Source organism: Enterobacter sp. B79-1 (genome assembly GCF_057444735.1).
In genome coordinates this window covers 458,490-475,775 of the sequence record NZ_JBYAZJ010000003.1, presented here as the reverse complement: position 1 = coordinate 475,775, position 17,286 = coordinate 458,490, and the positions used below count along the sequence as shown (strand labels likewise).

Here is a 17,286-nt window from a genome sequence, read left to right as displayed (position 1 = left end):
TTAGCATTAGCTGTTAATTTTTCTAACGGAACGACAGATGACGCGAAGCTATCTTCCTCTTAACTCGCTTCGTGCTTTCGAAGCGGCCGCCAGGCATCTTAGTTTTACGCATGCCGCCATTGAGCTCAATGTGACCCATTCTGCCATTAGCCAACACGTGAAGGCGCTGGAGCAGCACCTGCACTGCCAGCTGTTCGTTCGCGTTTCCCGTGGGCTGACGTTGACCACGGAAGGCGAGAATTTACTGCCGGTGCTGAACGATTCGTTCGATCGTATCGCCGGTCTGCTCGATCGCTTTACTCACCATCTTGCCATGGAGAAGCTGAAGATCGGCGTGGTGGGTACCTTTGCGACAGGGTGGCTCTTTCCGCAGCTGGAGGATTTTCGTCGCAGCTATCCGCACATTGATCTGCAGCTTTCCACGCATAACAACCGTGTCGATCCTGCCGCCGAAGGACTGGATTACACCATCCGCTATGGTGGAGGCGCGTGGCATGGTACAGAGGCGCAGTTTCTTTGCCCTGCGCCGCTGGCTCCGCTTTGCACGCCGGATATCGCCTCTGTGCTAAAAAACCCGGCAGATGTACTGAAATTTACCCTGCTGCGCTCTTACCGACGCGACGAATGGGCTGCCTGGATGCAGGCGGCGGGTGAGCATCCTCCTTCACCGACGCACCGGGTGATGGTGTTTGATTCGTCTGTGACCATGCTTGAGGCGGCTCAGGCGGGCGTGGGAATTGCCATCGCACCTGTTGATATGTTTAGCCATTTGCTGAACAGCGAGCGCATCGTGCAGCCGTTTGCGACGCAGATTGACCTGGGCAGTTACTGGCTGACGCGACTCCAGTCGCGGGCAGAAACCCCCGCAATGCGTGAGTTTGCGCAGTGGCTGGTGGGAAAAATGCAGAAATAACAGGCCCGCCGGATGGCGGGCCTGACGCGTCAGATGGTGACTACCGCAATCAGCGTCACCACGGTCAGGATGGTTGCCAGACCGTAGAACACCCATTTACCACTCGGTACATGGATTTTCAAGTCATGCATCGCATGGTGAATACGGTGCAGACCACACCACAGCGGTAGAACGATCATCAGGAAGATGAACACGCGGCCGATAAAGCTGCTCGCGAACGCCAGTACGCGTTCGTAGCTCAGCGCATCGCCCGGGAACAGCCCCAGCGGCAGCATAATGCCGACTAGCAGGATAATGACCGGCGCGATGATGGCGCTCCACATGCCGCCTGCACCGAACAGGCCCCAGAAGACCGGCTCGTCAGAGCGTTTTGGATTTGGATTGATCACAGGTGTCTCCTTACCAGAACAGTGCGACAAACAGAATGACCACAGTGACCAGAATCGTCACTGCCCAGAGCCCTTTAATCATCGGCTCTGGCCCCATTTTTTCGCCTTTAACGATGATGTTCGCCGCTTTTGGCGCCAGTTCAAACCAGGTTTTGGTATGAAGCAGCGCGGCCGCGAGCACGATCAGGTTCAGCACAACGATGATCGGATTTTGCAGGAAACCGACAAAGCTGGCCCAGGTTTCCGGACCGTGTTTGAGGGCGAAAACCCCGTACATCAGCTCAAGGCTGAACCAGACCGCAGGTACCGCCGTGCCTTCACGCAGCATATAGAAGCGATAAAACGGCAGGTTTTTCCACCAGGTGGACGGCATTGGCCGCACATAGGCTTTGCGTTTAGTCGTCATCATGCACTCCTTAGCGTGGTTTCAGGGTAGCGATAAGAAAGTCTTTCGAGCTTTCCACTTTACCCTGCTGAATAGCGGCGGCCGGGTCGACGTGCTTCGGACAGACTTCGGAGCAGTAGCCCACAAAGGTACAGCTCCAGACGCCGTTCTGGCTGTTTAGCTGCACCATACGTTCTTTTTTGCCGTGGTCGCGGCTATCCTCGTTATAGCGGTGCGCCAGGGTAATGGCGGCCGGGCCAATGAACTCCTTGTTCAGGCCAAACTGTGGACAGGCGGCGTAGCACAGACCGCAGTTGATGCAGCCGGAGAACTGATGGTACTTCGCCATCTGGGCTGGCGTCTGGGTGTTTGGCCCCTGGTCGGGCGTGCGCGGGTTGCCAATGATATACGGCTTAATGGCTTCCAGGCTTTCGATAAAGTGGGTCATATCGACCACCAGATCGCGCTCAATCGGGAAGTTGCCCAGGGCTTCAACCTTGATGCCTTTGGTGTACTCGCGCAGGAAGGTTTTACAGGCCAGCTTCGGTACCTTGTTAACCATCATGCCGCAGGAACCGCAGATCGCCATGCGGCAGGACCAGCGATAGCTCAGGTCTGGTGCCAGGTTGTCTTTGATATAGCCGAGCGCATCCAGCAGGGAGGTTTGCTCGTCATAAGGGACTTCATAGAAAGCGCTGTGCGGTGCGGCGTCCACTTCCGGGTTGTAGCGCACCACTTCAACTTTCAGTTTTTGCATCTCAGCCATTCGCCTTCTCCTTCTTCTCGGCGTCTTCTGCTTCTGCACCGTAAACGCGCTTCGCCGGTGGCAGCGTGGTGATTTTCACGTCGCTGTAGTCCAGACGGGTAGTGCCATCCGCATCGCGCCAGGCGAGGGTATGTTTCAGGAAGTTGACGTCATCACGTTCGGTACAGCCTTCATCAAGGCGCTGGTGCGCGCCGCGCGATTCTTTACGCGCCAGCGCGGAGTGCGCCATACATTCCGCGACGTTCAGACCGTGGCCCAGTTCGATGGTATAGAGCAGATCGGTATTGAACACGCTGGAGGTATCGGTGATGCGCACGCGCTTGAAGCGTTCCTGCAGCTCTGCCAGCTTGTCGACGGTTTTCTGCATCAGCTCTGGCGTACGGTAGATACCGCAGCCTTCTTCCATCGACAGGCCCATTTCATCGCGGATCTTAGACCAGTTCTCGTTACCTTCCTGATTCACCAGATCTTTCAGACGTTTTTCAACGTCTGCGACCTGCGCATCCAGCGCGGCACCGTTGGCTTCGCCTGCTGTAGCCGCTCGCTCCATCGCGCGCTCGCCCGCCATGCGGCCAAAGACGACCAGCTCTGCCAGCGAGTTAGACCCGAGACGGTTAGCGCCGTGCAGACCGACAGAGGAACACTCGCCGACGGCGAACAGGCCTTTAATCCGGGTTTCGCACTGCTGGTCGGTTTCGATCCCGCCCATGGTGTAGTGCGCCGTTGGGCGTACCGGAATCGGCTCTTTCACCGGGTCGACGCCGACGTACGCTTTCGCCAGCTCGCAGATGAACGGCAGACGTTCCAGCAGTTTCTTCTCGCCAAGGTGACGCAGGTCGAGATAGACCACATCGCCACGCGGCGTGGAGATGGTGTTGCCTTTGCGCCACTCGTGCCAGAAGGCCTGAGAGACTTTGTCGCGCGGGCCAAGTTCCATGTATTTGTTCTTCGGCTCGCCGAGCGGGGTTTCCGGGCCCATGCCGTAATCCTGCAGATAGCGGTAGCCGTTTTTATTGACCAGAATACCGCCTTCACCGCGGCAGCCTTCCGTCATCAGAATGCCGGAGCCCGGCAGACCGGTTGGGTGATACTGCACGAACTCCATATCGCGCAGCGGCACGCCGTGGCTGAGCGCCATGCCCATGCCGTCGCCGGTGACGATGCCGCCGTTGGTGTTGTAGCGATAAACGCGACCCGCACCGCCTGTTGCCATTACCACGGCTTTCGCGCGGATCTGGACAAGGGTGCCTTCCATCATGTTCATCGCCACCAGGCCGCGCGCCTCGCCGTCATCGACCAGAATGTCGAGAACGAAATGTTCATCAAAGCGTTGAATTTGCGGGAACTGAAGGGAGGTCTGGAACAGGGTGTGTAACATATGGAAGCCGGTCTTATCGGCGGCGAACCAGGTGCGTTCAATCTTCATTCCGCCGAAGCGGCGAACGTTGACGCTGCCGTCCGGACGGCGACTCCACGGACATCCCCACTGCTCAAGCTGGGTCATTTCCGTAGGACAGTGGTGCACGAAGTAGTCAACGACATCCTGCTCGCAAAGCCAGTCGCCCCCTGCAACCGTGTCGTGGAAATGGTATTCGAAGCTGTCATGATCCTGCGCAACAGCGGCGGATCCTCCTTCTGCAGCAACCGTGTGGCTACGCATAGGATAGACTTTTGAAATCAGTGCGATTTTAGCGTTGGGATTAGCTTGTGCTGCAGCAATTGCAGCGCGTAATCCCGCTCCGCCAGCGCCTATTACGGCAAGATCGGCTTGAAAAGTTTGCACGACATTCCTCCAGATTTTTGTTTTTCCGCAACGCGTTGAACTAAAGGTAGCTCACCTGTCCGAACGGGAAATTGCGAAAGCGATTCCACTGCTCCTTTATGGGTAAAACAGTATAACCGTATGGATGTGAGGGAAATTTGACGTGTTCGATTTTTTTGCTGTTCAGTGCGGTGATTTATCATCGTTATTGATGAATTCCGTTACGTTATTTTTCTTCGTTATGAAAAAGGCGCTTTTACCGCGCAAAATTTGTCTCCGCCCCGGCTTACGAGTAGACTTCGTGCCCTTGTCTGAAATCGGAGAATGACTCATGAGCGAAACGGCCACCTGGCAGCCGAGCGCATCCATCCCAAACCTGTTAAAACGCGCAGCAGTAATGGCGGAGATCCGCCGCTTCTTTGCTGACCGCGGCGTCCTGGAGGTGGAAACGCCGTGCATGAGTCAGGCAACGGTAACGGATATTCATCTGGTGCCGTTTGAAACCCGTTTTGTTGGCCCAGGCCATTCTCAGGGTATGAATCTGTATCTGATGACCAGCCCGGAATACCACATGAAGCGCCTGCTGGCGGCGGGATGTGGTCCGGTGTATCAGCTGTGCCGCAGCTTCCGTAATGAAGAGATGGGTCGTCACCACAACCCGGAATTCACCATGCTGGAGTGGTACCGCCCGCATTATGATATGTATCGCCTGATGAATGAGGTGGACGATCTGCTGCAACAGGTTCTGGACTGTTCAGAAGCGGAGACGCTCTCCTATCAGCAGGCGTTCCAGCGTTGTCTGGAAATCGATCCTCTTTCAGCGGATAAAGCCCAGCTGCGTGAAGTGGCGGCAAAACTGGATCTGAGCAATGTGGCGGATAACGAGGAAGATCGCGATACGCTGCTGCAACTGCTTTTTACCTTTGGCGTGGAACCGCAGATTGGCAAGGATCGTCCGACGTTTGTTTATCATTTCCCCGCAAGTCAGGCTTCGCTGGCGCAGATCAGCACCGAAGACCACCGCGTGGCGGAGCGTTTTGAGGTTTATTATAAAGGTATTGAGCTGGCGAACGGTTTCCACGAGCTGACTGACGCGCGCGAACAGCAGCAGCGTTTTGAGCAGGATAACCGCAAGCGTGCAGCGCGCGGTCTGCCGCAGCAGCCGATTGATACCAACCTGCTGGAGGCGTTAAAAGCTGGCCTGCCGGATTGTTCTGGTGTGGCGCTGGGCGTTGACCGTCTGGTGATGCTGGCGCTGGGCGCAGAGCAGCTTGGCGATGTGATTGCCTTCACGGTCGATCGCGCCTGATAAAGTGCCGGGTGGCGCTGCGCTTACCCGGTCTACCATTCCTGTCAATTAACCTTTCCATTTCCGCACAACAACATTAAAAACTGCCAATTTCTCTATACACGGGTCTTTTTCTTAGTTTGCCTCGCATAGCCACAATTTCTGTCTGGTCATCTGCTACCATCCGCGCAGCTTAATTCTCCTTCGGATGGTTATATGTCTCACTCACTCAAAAAGATGACCCTCACCGGGCTCATCCTGATGATATTTACCTCGGTCTTTGGCTTTGCCAACAGCCCGTCGGCCTTCTACCTGATGGGTTACAGCGCGACGCCATTTTATATCGTCTCTGCGCTATTCTTCTTCATTCCCTTTGCGCTGATGATGGCGGAAATGGGATCGGCCTATCGCAAAGAAGAGGGCGGGATCTATTCGTGGATGAACAACAGCGTTGGCCCGCGTTATGCGTTTATCGGCACGTTTATGTGGTTCTCCTCTTACGTCGTCTGGATGGTCAGTACGGCCGCGAAAGTGTGGGTTCCGTTCTCGACGTTTGTGTTCGGTGCCGATAAAACCCAGGTCTGGTCGCTGGCGGGCCTCAGCTCTACGCAGGTGGTGGGTATTCTGGCGGTCTGCTGGATGGTTGTTGTAACGCTGGTGGCGTCTAAAGGCATCAACAAAATAGCCCGGATTACCGCTGTGGGCGGTATTTCGGTTATGGGGTTGAACCTGGTGCTGCTGGTGGTCAGTATCGCCATTCTGTGTCTGAACGGCGGCCATTTCGCGCAGGAGGTGAATTTTGTTTCATCCCCTAACCCGAGCTATCAGTCCGGACTCGCCATGCTCTCCTTCGTGGTCTTTGCCATCTTTGCTTACGGCGGTATTGAAGCCGTAGGCGGCCTGGTCGATAAGACCGAGAACCCGGAAAAGAACTTTGCCAAAGGCATTATTTTTGCCGCCATCGTCATCTCGATTGGCTATTCGCTGGCGATTTTCCTCTGGGGCGTCAGCACTAACTGGCAGCAGGTACTGAGCAACAACACCACGAACCTCGGGAACATCACCTATGTTCTGATGAAAAGTCTGGGCATGACGCTGGGGCAGGCGATGAACCTGACGCCGGACGCGGCGGCGACGATGGGCGTTTGGTTTGCGCGCATCACCGGGCTGTCGATGTTCCTGGCGTATACGGGCGCGTTCTTTACGCTGATTTACTCTCCGCTGAAAGCCATTATTCAGGGCACGCCAAAAGCGCTGTGGCCAGCGCGCATGACGCAGTTGAATACCACCGGCATGCCCGCTAACGCCATGTGGATGCAGTGTCTGCTGGTATGCGTGTTCATTCTGCTGGTGTCGTTCGGTGGTGACACGGCGTCAGCGTTTTACAACAAGCTGACTCTGATGGCGAACGTTTCAATGACGCTCCCGTATCTGTTCCTGACGCTCGCGTTCCCGTTCTTTAAGGCGAAGCAGGGGCTGGAACGTCCGTTCGTGATTTTCAAAACCCGCGCAACAACGCTGCTGGCAACCACGGTGGTCGTTTTGGTGGTGGCGTTTGCCAACATATTCACCGTGATCCAGCCCATCATTGAGGCAAATGACTGGAACAGCGCGCTGTGGATGGTTGGCGGTCCGATCTTCTTCTCGCTGCTGGCGATGGGGATTTATGAGAACTATCGTCGTCGCTCGGTGGCGTACGTAGCGGAAGTCGCGTAGGGGTGAAACGCCCCTCCCCACAGGGAGGGGCGAGTATTACAAACTTCCCGCCGGGCGTTTGCGCCCCGCAGATGACAGCGTTCTTGACGTTTTATTCCCACCGAGGCTTTCCAGACGCATCTGGAACGGTGGGAACGGCATATCAATTCCGTGCTCACGGAAGCCAGCCAGAATCAGCTGGTGGATCTCATGGCGCAACGGCATACGGTGCCCCATCTCGGCGGCGTAGATGCGCAGCTCGAAGATCTGAATACCCTGCTGTAAATCCACAAGGAATACCTCCGGTGCCGGGTTATCGATCACCAGCGAGCAGCGCTCTGCTGCGGTGTAGAGGATCTGCGTCACCTCTTCGCTGTTGGCGTCAGACGGTGCCGGTACGGTCAGCACCACTCGGGTGACGGAGTCTGACAGCGACCAGTTGATAAACTGCTCGGTGATAAACGCCTTGTTCGGGACGATGATCTCTTTTCGATCCCAGTCGCTGATCGTGGTGGCGCGCGTATTGATCTTCGTGACGCTACCGGTCAAATCGCGGATGGTCACCGTATCGCCAATACGGATCGGCTTCTCAAACAGAATGATCAGACCGGAAACGAAGTTGGCAAAAATCTCCTGCAGGCCAAAGCCCAGCCCCACGGTCAGGGCGGCGACCAGCCACTGCAGTTTTGACCACTCAATACCAATCATCGAGAAACCCACCAGCCCACCAAACAGCATGATCAGATACTTGGTGATGGTGGTAATGGCGTAGCCCGTGCCGGGGGTTAAATCCAGGTGCTGCAGCAGCGCCAGCTCCAGCAGCGCCGGGAAGTTTCGCACCAGTTGGGTGGTGATGATCAGCACCAGAATGGCAATCAGCACCGCGCCTAAGGTGATCGGCTCCAGACTTTCAACACCCTGTACCGTGGACGTCACGTCCCACAGAGAGATGTTCTCCAGGAAGCCAAACGCGGAATGAATTTCCGACCACAGGAAGATCACCGACAGAAGGGCAACCAGCATCAGGAGGGAGCGCACCAGCCGCAATGACTGGGTACTGATGGTATCCAGATCGATTTCGACATCGTCGGCATCCGTTGTCCCTTCTGTACTGTTGACGTGGTTTGGCTCTTCTTCACCGCGTGCGCGCTGGGCCAGAATTTCGGCGCGGCGATGCTTGGCACGGTCAAACGCCAGACGACGACGCTGGATCAGCATTCCGCGACGGATGACATGGTAGACCACCAGCAGCAGGAACCAGATGGCGACGGAGGTTTCAAGACGTGCCAGCAGCGCCTGCGCGGTCGCCAGATACCCCACGGCTGCGGCCAGAATGGCCACCAAAGGTGCGGAGAGCATCAGGTTCCACAGCATGCGGTTGAGCATGTTATCGCCGCTGCCCGTCTTATCGAGATACAGCGGAATGCCGGCGCGTTTAAGGCTGAGTTTCACCATTGCCAGCGCGCCGCAGATGAGGATAAAGCAGAGACGGCCCAGCGAACCGGAGAACTCCCGGTCATTGAGGTTATCGAACATGATCAGCGCCATGATTAGCGGCACGATCAGGCCGATGCTCATCAGGTAGTAACGCATGCCGCGCGCGACGCGGCTGCGCGGCCAGCCAAAGTGGGCGACAAACAGACCGTTTGGACGCGCGAAGGTGGCGCAAATCATCACTACCCACAGCAGCGGCACGGTGGCGGTGACGCCATCGCCAATCGCCACCGCAAGCGGATAGGGCCAGGCCTCGCGCAGGCCATATCCCAGCGTCATCCACAGCACCGGTAGCGGTGAAGCAACAAGAATCGACCAGAATACGGTACGCAGCGTCAGCCAGAAGTGATCCTGCGTCACTTTCCCGACGCGCGCGCTGGAACGTTCGAGGAAGCGCGTAAAGTGCCTGCGGGAGTAGATACTGAAGCCCACCAGAATCAGCGCGCCCAGCAGCGGGAAGATGGTCTCCTTACTGGTAATCATCATCACGCTGGCCTGGCCCAACTGGCTGAAGGTATCCAGCGAAATCAGGCGGCGCAGATCCTGCACAATCTCTATTGGCCACGAGAAGGTCATTGGCCGCACGTCAGATGTCCAGAAGAGATAACGGTGCGTCGCCTCGTTGACCTCTTTCAGCGCATCTTCCAGCTGGCTGTTCGACACTTTCAGCTTGGTTAACTCAAGGATCAGCGTATCGCCGCCCTGCAGCAGAGAGTTCAGCAGCTCACGCTGGGTGCGCAGCTGGGCTTCAAGGATGCGGTTCTGCTCACCGGTAAGCGGTTGCCCATCGGCCTGGCGGATCTGGCGGATTTGCGGCTGCTTATTGAGGAGGTCTTCAAAATGCAGGCGCTGGACGCGCAGTTGCGCCATCTCGGTATCAAGCTGCTGCGGCTTTGGCATTTCCGGCAGGCGGGCAACCTGGGCGCGTAAGGCTTCACCCAACAGGTTGGAGGACCCCAGCCACTGGGACTGCTCACGCAGGGTGTTAAGCGCCTGACGTACCTGTAGCGTTTGATTGGTCGCCTGTCGCTGCTGCGACGCAACCAAATCCATACGCTGCGCCTGCTGGTTCAGCGCGGCTGAAAGCTCGCGGTTAACCTTGAACTGATCGACGATGCCGACAGGCAGATTTGCGCTGTTTTCCGCGAGGAGTTCTGTACTTTCCAGCGCGCGTTCGGCTTCGCGCTGGCGCTGGCTATTTAACTGGTTGCGCAGGCTCTGCAGATACGCGTCCAGCTGTTGGCTCTGCTTCTGCGCCAGTTCAGCGCGCATGCGCGACAGTTCCTGGCGGTTGTTGGCAGAAAGCTGCGCCAGCTCCAGCTCATCAACCAGCGCTTTGAGCCTGGCGGACTCCGCCTGTAGCCCAAGATTTTGCGCCTGGCTCTGTGGCGTATTACCGGCTTGCGTGCCAACGCGACGCTCGACCTCGTTCAACTGACGGCGGGCATCGGTCTGCTGCTGCGGCAGCTGGCTGAGCGAGTCGGCGATTTCACGTGCGCGCTCTTGTTCCTGCTGCGCCTGGCGGCTCTTTTCCAGTAGTTGACTGCTAACCTGGAGGATCTCCTGGTTTAGCGCATCCGACGTTAAGCCCACAGGAACCTCGCGCGGTTCATCACGCAGGTTATTCAGCTGTGAGCGCAGCGTTTGAGAGAGTTTGGGGAAGTTGTCGATAACCTGCTGATATTGCTGAGCGCGCTCGAGGGAGCCTTTTCGCTCCTCAAGCGCGTTCAGGGCAGACTGGAGCGACTCGACGGTCTCTGGCTGAGCGGGTTTCGCCGCTTTTGCCTGCTCCAGTTCCTGGGTTATCTGTTTGGCGTCGGGGGCTGTCGCTGCGTACGCCCCCATGCTGAGGCACCAGGCCATCAGTAGAACGATAATCGGGCGCACGTCAGCGATCCTTCTGTTGTTAGCCTTCGTCTTTTTTGTCGTCAACCAGCGGGCTGGCGTCATGCTCGGCGTTGATCTCTTCTTCAGGCAGCGGCGCAGGCTCTGCGTCCGGCGTGATGAAGGTTTCGGTAGACACCGCCAGCGGTTGACCCAGTTTGGTCACCGACAGGCTTTCCAGCTGTTCAACCAGGTTCACTTTACCCGGTGCAAACAAGTTGATCACGGTAGAGCCCAGCTTAAAGCGACCCATCTCCTGACCTTTCAGCAGGGCCACAGAGCCTTCCGCTTCACCGGCAGGCCAGGTCCAGCGCTTGATCACGCCTTCGCGTGGTGGGGTAATGGTGCCCGCCCAGACGGTTTCGATACTGCCTACAATGGTAGCACCCACCAGAATCTGTGCCATTGGGCCAAATTCAGTATCAAACAGGCAGATGACGCGCTCGTTACGGGCGAACAGGTTCGGAACGTTCTGTGCGGTCAGGTGGTTCACAGAGAACAGATCCCCCGGCACGTAAATCATTTCACGCAGGATACCGTTACACGGCATGTGTACGCGGTGATAGTCGCGCGGCGACAGGTAGGTGGTCGCGAAGGAACCGTTACGGAACAGATCTGCCATCAGGTAGTTACCTGCGAGCAGCGCCTCAAGGGTGTAGTTATGGCCTTTGGCCTGCAGAATTTTGTCGTCTTCAATCTTACCGAGCTGGCTGATCACGCCGTCCGCAGGCATCACCAGCACGTTAGGGTCGGTATTTAACGGGCGCAGTTCATCGCGCAACGGGCGCACGAAGAATTCGTTAAACGTGCGGTAGCTGGCGGTGTCCGGTTTCTGCGCCTCTTTCATGTCGACCTTGTAGTATTTCACGAACAGGTCGATGACCAGTTTGGTCAGCCAGCCCGCTCGTTTGCTCGCGCCCCAGCCCGCCAGGCGAGTGAGCCACAGTTTTGGCAGAATGTATTGAAGCGAAAGTTTGAATGAGTTTAACAAGGTAGCCTCCAGGCCATTGTTTTGTCGTTCCTGATCCGGCGGAAAAGCGCCGGAACCTGAAAAAAAGGGGACGATTTTAGCGATGCTTAGCTTAGTTGTCAGTTATCAGAATCAGAAAAGTTTTTACGCGTTTTTACGTCTTCCATGCTCTCAAGAATACGGTGATAGTTTTCGAAGCGAGTTTCCGCAATCTCACCGTTCTCTACCGCCTCGCGGATAGCGCAGCCAGGGTCGTTGTCGTGCTTACAGTCGCGATATTTGCAAGCGCCTAAATAGTCATGGAATTCGACAAACCCGTTGAAGATTTGTTCCGGCTCAAGGTGCCACAGGCCAAACTCACGTACGCCCGGCGAGTCAATCACGTCGCCACCGTGCGGGAAGTGATACAGACGCGAGGCGGTGGTGGTGTGCTGGCCCAGACCCGAAACGTTGGAGACATCGTTGGTCAGAATCTCTTGCTGGAGGCCGAGAAGGTTGTTCAGCAGGCTCGATTTACCTACGCCAGATTGACCCGCAAAGATACTGATTCGGTCAGTCAGCGCTTCTTCTAACGGCTTCAGGCCATCTTTGGTGTGGCTGGAGACCATCAGCACGCGATAACCGATCTTGCGATAGATATCCATCTGCTCATTCACGAAGGCCATGCCGTCGTCATCCAGCAGATCGATCTTGTTCAGCACGATGATCGGTTCAACCTGCAGCGTTTCGCAGGCGACAAGATAACGGTCGATAATATTGAGCGAAAGCTCAGGCAAAATCGCCGAAACGATGACGATCTGGTTAATATTTGCGGCAATGGGTTTAACACCGTCGTAGAAATCAGGACGGGTCAGCACCGACGTGCGTTCATGCACGGCTTCAACGATGCCCTTAACCGTCACCCCTTCAGCGGCTTCTTTACCCGGACGCCAGACGACGCGATCGCCGGTTACCAGTGAACGGATAGTGCGACGGATATTGCAACGGTGGATATCCCCGTCGGCGGATTCGACATCAGCATGCATACCAAAACGGCTAATCACGACGCCCTCTGTCGCTTCACCAAACAGGTTGTCGTCGTAATCCGGTTTCTCCGAAGTAGTTTTAAGACGGCGCTGGTGGTTGGCGTTTACGCGGCGCTGCTGCCCTTTGGAGAGTTTATTTTTACTCAATCGCGCTGGCTCCTGGTCGCCCGTAAGGGGCAAAACCTCTATGATACACTCTAATTAATACTAGTTAACCTGCTACTGCCGGTTATGCGAGAAGGGTGGAAAATAACATGAGCGCGGATGAAAACAACCTGATTTGGATCGATCTTGAAATGACCGGGCTGGATCCCGAGCGCGATCGCATCATTGAAATTGCAACGCTGGTCACCGATGCCAACCTGAATATTCTGGCGGAAGGGCCAACCATCGCGGTACATCAGTCTGACGATCAACTCGCGCTGATGGATGAATGGAATGTGCGTACCCATACCGGCAGCGGGCTGGTCGAGCGCGTGAAGGCCAGTACCCAGGGCGACCGCGAAGCAGAGCTGGCAACCATTGAATTCCTGAAACAGTGGGTTCCGGCGGGCAAATCGCCTATCTGCGGTAACAGCATTGGTCAGGATCGTCGCTTCCTGTTTAAGTACATGCCGGAGCTGGAATCGTATTTCCACTACCGCTATCTGGATGTCAGCACCCTGAAAGAGCTGGCGCGTCGCTGGAAACCGGAAATTCTCGACGGCTTTAAAAAGCAGGGAACACACCAGGCGATGGACGACATTCGCGAGTCGGTTGCGGAGCTGGCGTACTACCGCGAAAACTTTATAAAGCTGTGATTTTGCGACCCGGCGCCTTGCGTGGCCGGGTTTTTGTCGTTAAATTGTTCAGCTTGCCGATTAATTAAGCATTTGAACGGATTTTCAAAAAAATCGCTTTAAGGGGGGTTGCAGCTAAAAGGATTTCTCGTATAATGCGCCTCCCGTAACGACAGAGAATTACACGTTACGACAGCAACAAAAGCAGTACAGATTTGCGGGAATAGCTCAGTTGGTAGAGCACGACCTTGCCAAGGTCGGGGTCGCGAGTTCGAGTCTCGTTTCCCGCTCCAAAATTTGAAAGTATCGCAAGATACGCCAGCACCAGAACACCCAAGCGGGAATAGCTCAGTTGGTAGAGCACGACCTTGCCAAGGTCGGGGTCGCGAGTTCGAGTCTCGTTTCCCGCTCCAAAATTTGAAAGTATCGCAAGATACGCACAGCACCAGAACACCCAAGCGGGAATAGCTCAGTTGGTAGAGCACGACCTTGCCAAGGTCGGGGTCGCGAGTTCGAGTCTCGTTTCCCGCTCCAAATTCTTCTTCATATTCAAATTATCCACAGCGGAATGCTTCGTTGGGGACGTTTTCTATTTCATCTGAAATACTCTTGTAAACAGAGTTATCCACAGAACCTGCCGCTGATCTGTTAGTGCCAAACGCTTCGCAGGGTGAATAGTATCTTTATAATATTCTGATTTATAAAAAGAAAATATCATTTCAAAATGTTAGTGAGATCACTTGACCTCTTAGCCAGCCCTGATGGCGCCTGAGTTTGTAATTTTATACACAGGCTGTGAATAGTTCAGGCATCCCGCTTTAGCCCTTTTTCAATCACCCTCACCAGCCGCTGTTTCTTGGGTAACTGCACTTCGACCACGCAGGCATTTCGCTTCTCAATTTGCTGTGCAACCGCCCACTCAATGTGTTCATCGAGAAGTGGGTGCTCACCTCTACGGCTTTCGAGTGCCTGAATATTCGCTTCATCCCACGAGGCATTGCCCAGCGCAACGGCAACATTTCGCAGCCAACGCAAATGACCGATACGGCGAATGGCCGAACCTTCCGTCACTTTCAGGAACCAGGCTTCTGTCCAGGCGAACAGCTCAATAAGCGGTGGTGCATGCAGCGCCTTACGCGGGCTGAAATCCTCTTCGTCCGTGAGCTGCGAATAGCGGTTCCACGGGCAGATCAACTGGCAGTCGTCACAACCGTAGATCCGGTTGCCGATAAGCGGTCGAAATTCCTCAGGAATGGCCCCTTCCAGTTCGATAGTGAGATAGGAGATGCAGCGGCGTGCGTCAACGGTATAAGGCTCGACAATAGCGCCTGTCGGGCAGATGGTCATGCAGGCTACACACCGGCCGCAGCCTTCCTCTACCGGGCCGTCTACCGGCAGCGGTAAATCTATCAGCAGTTCACCCAGGAAAAAGAACGAACCGGCGTCGCGGCTAAGGATAAGTGAGTGCTTACCTGTCCAGCCAAGCCCCGCTTTTTCAGCAATCGGACGCTCAAGAATAGGCGCGGAATCCACAAAGGGTCTAAAATTCAGCGAAACACAGTGCTGCTGAATCATTTCCCCCAGTTTTTTTAAACGGTTGCGCAGAAGCTTATGGTAGTCACGCCCCAGAGCATACCGGCTGACGTAACCCAAAGAGGGATTTTTGAGCGTGCGCGCAAAGGCCGCATTGGCGGGCAGGTAGTTCATGCGCACGCTGATGACGCGTAATGTGCCCGGCAACAGCTCGTGTGGACGAGCGCGCATCATGCCATGACGCGCCATCCACTCCATCTCGCCGTGGTACTGTTTGTCCAGCCACGCCTGCAGTTTGGGCTCGCTGGCGGAGAGGTCGGTGTCGGTGATGCCCACCTTCTGGAAGCCAAGCTCAGCACCCCACTGTTTTATATTTTGCGCTAACTGATTGAGATCGAGGGGCTGTGACATGACGGACCATACGGTGAAGAAAAACCCCGCAAGTATACCACATTCCATCTGGCATGCGGATGACCTCCGACGCGCCGAAAAAGAGGCTGCAGATAGCCTCGGCATTACCCTTTATGAACTGATGCTACGCGCGGGTGAGGCGGCGTTTAACGTTGCCCGCCGCACGTACCCGCAGGCCGCTCACTGGCTCATTTTATGTGGACACGGTAATAACGGCGGCGATGGCTATGTCGTTGCCCGTCTGGCCGTGGCGGCAGGTCTTCGCGTCACGTTACTGGCCGTTGAGAGCGAACATCCGCTGCCGGAAGAAGCCAGTGCGGCGCGAGAGGCCTGGCTGAACGCAGGCGGTGTGATTCATGCGTCAGATATCCTCTGGCCGGAAGAGGTGGATCTGGTCGTTGATGGTCTGCTGGGCACCGGTCTGATGCGCGCGCCACGCGACAACATTGCCGCGCTGATTGAGCGTGCTAACGCGCATCCCGCACCGGTGGTGGCGCTGGACATCCCCTCTGGATTGCTCGCGCAAACCGGTGCGACGCCGGGGTCGGTGATTCAGGCGTCACATACTGTCACCTTTATTGCCCTGAAACCGGGTCTGCTAACCGGAAAAGCGCGGGATGTGGTCGGGAAACTGCATCACAACGCGCTGGGGCTTGAACGCTGGCTGGCGGGACAGGATACGCAAGTTTCACGATATGACGCCTCACAGTTGACCGGATGGCTGCCGCCGCGCCGTCCAACGTCCCATAAGGGCGATCACGGCAGGCTGGTGATAGTCGGGGGCGACCACGGCACGGCGGGCGCTATCCGCATGACCGGCGAGGCGGCTCTGCGCTGCGGTGCCGGTTTAGTGCGGGTGTTAACGCGTAGTGACAATATCATCCCGATCGTTACTGCCCGACCAGAGTTAATGGTGCATGAACTCACGCCGCAGACGCTGGAAGAGAGCCTCGAATGGGCCGATGTTGTGGTGATTGGCCCCGGGCTTGGGCAGCAGGCATGGGGTAAACAAGCCCTGCAAAAGGTCGAGAATTTTCGTAAACCGATGCTGTGGGATGCCGACGCGCTTAACCTTCTGGCAATAAACCCGGATAAGCGTCACAATCGCATTCTGACGCCACACCCCGGCGAGGCCGCGCGGCTGCTTAACTGCAGCGTGGCAGAAATTGAAAGCGATCGCTTACTTTCTGCCCAGCGTCTGGTAAAACGTTACGGAGGTGTTGCTGTTTTAAAAGGGGCGGGAACCGTTATCGCCAGCGAGGATGCGTTGGGTATTATTGATGCCGGAAATGCAGGCATGGCGAGCGGGGGCATGGGTGATGTGTTGTCTGGCATCATTGGCGCATTGCTTGGACAGAAACTTCCCCTTTATGATGCAGCCTGTGCGGGCTGTGTGGCCCACGGCGCAGCGGCTGACCAGTTTGCTGCACGCTATGGTACGCGCGGTATGCTGGCCACCGATCTTTTTTGCACGCTACGGCGTGTTGTTAACCCGGATGTGATTGACGTAGAAAATGACTAATCGAGCGATTCCTTTACCTGATGAACAAGCCACTTTAGATCTCGGCAAGCGCGTGGCGCAGGCCTGTCAGGGGGCAACCGTCATTTATCTTTATGGTGATTTAGGTGCGGGTAAAACCACCTTCAGCCGGGGTTTTTTGCAGGCGTTAGGCCATAACGGGAATGTGAAAAGCCCAACCTACACGCTGGTAGAACCGTACACCCTTGAAAATCTCATGGTGTACCACTTCGATTTATACCGCCTTGCGGACCCTGAGGAGCTGGAATTTATGGGGATCCGTGATTATTTTGCCAACGACGCCATTTGCCTGGTGGAGTGGCCGCAACAAGGTGCGGGTGTGCTGCCTGACCCGGATGTCGAAATTCACTTAGATTACCAGGCACAAGGGCGTGAGGCACGCATCAGTGCTGTTTCCTCATCAGGCAGTTCCTTACTGGCGCGACTGGCCGGTTAAGCGTAGGGATGACGGG

At 56.0% G+C, this 17,286-nt stretch carries 14 protein-coding genes and 3 tRNA genes; 9 read left to right on the top strand and 8 right to left on the bottom strand.

From position 1 onward, the window contains the following. The first annotated feature begins 37 nt into the window (after positions 1-37). Positions 38-913, top strand: coding sequence for a LysR family transcriptional regulator AmpR (ampR, locus tag AC2T6E_RS12665; protein WP_486692017.1), 876 nt, complete (start codon positions 38-40; stop codon positions 911-913). 29 nt (positions 914-942) lie between these two features. On the opposite strand, the gene frdD is transcribed toward ampR, so the two are convergent. The 4 genes from frdD to frdA are packed head-to-tail and all read right to left on the bottom strand — an operon-like array spanning position 943 to position 4,236. Next, the gene (frdD, locus tag AC2T6E_RS12660; protein ID WP_000609653.1) at positions 943-1,302 is read right to left on the bottom strand and encodes a fumarate reductase subunit FrdD; all 360 of its coding nucleotides are present in this window, start codon (positions 1,300-1,302) and stop codon (positions 943-945) included. Positions 1,303-1,312: 10 nt separating this feature from the next. Then, positions 1,313-1,708, bottom strand: a complete 396-nt coding sequence (gene frdC, locus AC2T6E_RS12655) for a fumarate reductase subunit FrdC (RefSeq protein WP_486692062.1) — start codon at positions 1,706-1,708, stop codon at positions 1,313-1,315. Between the two features lie 10 nt (positions 1,709-1,718). After that, positions 1,719-2,453 (bottom strand): succinate dehydrogenase/fumarate reductase iron-sulfur subunit, encoded by a 735-nt coding sequence (locus AC2T6E_RS12650; RefSeq protein WP_316383312.1) that lies wholly within the window; start codon positions 2,451-2,453, stop codon positions 1,719-1,721. Beyond that, positions 2,446-4,236 carry a fumarate reductase (quinol) flavoprotein subunit gene (gene frdA / locus AC2T6E_RS12645; protein WP_089600273.1) on the bottom strand — a complete coding sequence of 597 codons (1,791 nt, stop codon included), beginning with the start codon at positions 4,234-4,236 and terminating at the stop codon, positions 2,446-2,448. Before frdA ends, AC2T6E_RS12650 begins: the two co-directional genes overlap by 8 nt. A 310-nt stretch (positions 4,237-4,546) precedes the next feature. Here frdA and epmA point away from each other — a divergent pair, with 310 nt between their 5' ends. Together epmA and yjeM are read left to right on the top strand one after the other, a co-directional pair. After that, the gene (gene epmA / locus AC2T6E_RS12640) at positions 4,547-5,524 is read left to right on the top strand and encodes an elongation factor P--(R)-beta-lysine ligase (protein WP_174341219.1); all 978 of its coding nucleotides are present in this window, start codon (positions 4,547-4,549) and stop codon (positions 5,522-5,524) included. Between the two features lie 195 nt (positions 5,525-5,719). Next, entirely contained in the window at positions 5,720-7,219 is a 1,500-nt protein-coding gene (gene yjeM, locus AC2T6E_RS12635; RefSeq protein WP_108417901.1) for a glutamate/gamma-aminobutyrate family transporter YjeM, read from the top strand. A gap of 36 nt (positions 7,220-7,255) precedes the next feature. Here the strand turns inward: yjeM and mscM are convergent, their stop codons facing one another. The 3 genes from mscM to rsgA form a co-directional block, all read right to left on the bottom strand. Further along, positions 7,256-10,579, bottom strand: a complete 3,324-nt coding sequence (gene mscM, locus AC2T6E_RS12630) for a miniconductance mechanosensitive channel MscM (RefSeq protein WP_148400396.1) — start codon at positions 10,577-10,579, stop codon at positions 7,256-7,258. 19 nt (positions 10,580-10,598) lie between these two features. Next, positions 10,599-11,567 (bottom strand): archaetidylserine decarboxylase, encoded by a 969-nt coding sequence (gene asd, locus AC2T6E_RS12625; protein WP_486692012.1) that lies wholly within the window; start codon positions 11,565-11,567, stop codon positions 10,599-10,601. Positions 11,568-11,665: 98 nt separating this feature from the next. Next, a complete protein-coding gene (gene rsgA / locus AC2T6E_RS12620) occupies positions 11,666-12,718 on the bottom strand; it encodes a small ribosomal subunit biogenesis GTPase RsgA (RefSeq protein WP_010427739.1) in 1,053 nt (350 codons plus the stop codon). Positions 12,719-12,825: 107 nt separating this feature from the next. On the opposite strand from rsgA, the gene orn reads away from it, so the two are divergent. The 4 genes from orn (at position 12,826) to AC2T6E_RS12600 (ending at position 13,884) form a co-directional block, all read left to right on the top strand. Further along, positions 12,826-13,371, top strand: a complete 546-nt coding sequence (orn, locus tag AC2T6E_RS12615; RefSeq protein WP_089600925.1) for an oligoribonuclease — start codon at positions 12,826-12,828, stop codon at positions 13,369-13,371. Between the two features lie 196 nt (positions 13,372-13,567). Next, positions 13,568-13,643 (top strand) — tRNA-Gly (locus AC2T6E_RS12610). Positions 13,644-13,687: 44 nt separating this feature from the next. Next, positions 13,688-13,763, top strand: a tRNA-Gly gene (locus AC2T6E_RS12605). 45 nt (positions 13,764-13,808) lie between these two features. Further along, positions 13,809-13,884: transfer RNA gene (locus tag AC2T6E_RS12600), tRNA-Gly, on the top strand. Between the two features lie 270 nt (positions 13,885-14,154). Here the strand turns inward: AC2T6E_RS12600 and queG are convergent. Further along, positions 14,155-15,294: a tRNA epoxyqueuosine(34) reductase QueG gene (gene queG, locus AC2T6E_RS12595; RefSeq protein WP_458667504.1), complete on the bottom strand. Its 1,140-nt coding sequence runs from the start codon at positions 15,292-15,294 to the stop codon at positions 14,155-14,157. Between queG and nnr the strand changes: the two genes are divergently transcribed. Further along, the gene (gene nnr / locus AC2T6E_RS12590; protein ID WP_458667502.1) at positions 15,293-16,816 is read left to right on the top strand and encodes a bifunctional ADP-dependent NAD(P)H-hydrate dehydratase/NAD(P)H-hydrate epimerase; all 1,524 of its coding nucleotides are present in this window, start codon (positions 15,293-15,295) and stop codon (positions 16,814-16,816) included. The genes queG and nnr overlap by 2 nt on opposite strands. Further along, a complete protein-coding gene (gene tsaE / locus AC2T6E_RS12585; RefSeq protein WP_008502923.1) occupies positions 16,809-17,270 on the top strand; it encodes a tRNA (adenosine(37)-N6)-threonylcarbamoyltransferase complex ATPase subunit type 1 TsaE in 462 nt (153 codons plus the stop codon). The genes nnr and tsaE overlap by 8 nt, the downstream gene beginning before the upstream one ends. Positions 17,271-17,286: the final 16 nt, after the last annotated feature.

What these genes read in the sequence shown, in the direction of transcription:
- queG (WP_458667504.1), bottom strand. Translation starts at nt 15,294, where the DNA reads ATGTCACAGCCCCTCGATCTCAATCAGTTAGCGCAAAATATAAAACAG.
- yjeM (WP_108417901.1), top strand. Translation starts at nt 5,720, where the DNA reads ATGTCTCACTCACTCAAAAAGATGACCCTCACCGGGCTCATCCTGATG.
- frdC (WP_486692062.1), bottom strand. Translation starts at nt 1,708, where the DNA reads ATGACGACTAAACGCAAAGCCTATGTGCGGCCAATGCCGTCCACCTGG.
- orn (WP_089600925.1), top strand. Translation starts at nt 12,826, where the DNA reads ATGAGCGCGGATGAAAACAACCTGATTTGGATCGATCTTGAAATGACC.
- ampR (WP_486692017.1), top strand. Translation starts at nt 38, where the DNA reads ATGACGCGAAGCTATCTTCCTCTTAACTCGCTTCGTGCTTTCGAAGCG.
- tsaE (WP_008502923.1), top strand. Translation starts at nt 16,809, where the DNA reads ATGACTAATCGAGCGATTCCTTTACCTGATGAACAAGCCACTTTAGAT.
- nnr (WP_458667502.1), top strand. Translation starts at nt 15,293, where the DNA reads ATGACGGACCATACGGTGAAGAAAAACCCCGCAAGTATACCACATTCC.
- epmA (WP_174341219.1), top strand. Translation starts at nt 4,547, where the DNA reads ATGAGCGAAACGGCCACCTGGCAGCCGAGCGCATCCATCCCAAACCTG.
- AC2T6E_RS12650 (WP_316383312.1), bottom strand. Translation starts at nt 2,453, where the DNA reads ATGGCTGAGATGCAAAAACTGAAAGTTGAAGTGGTGCGCTACAACCCG.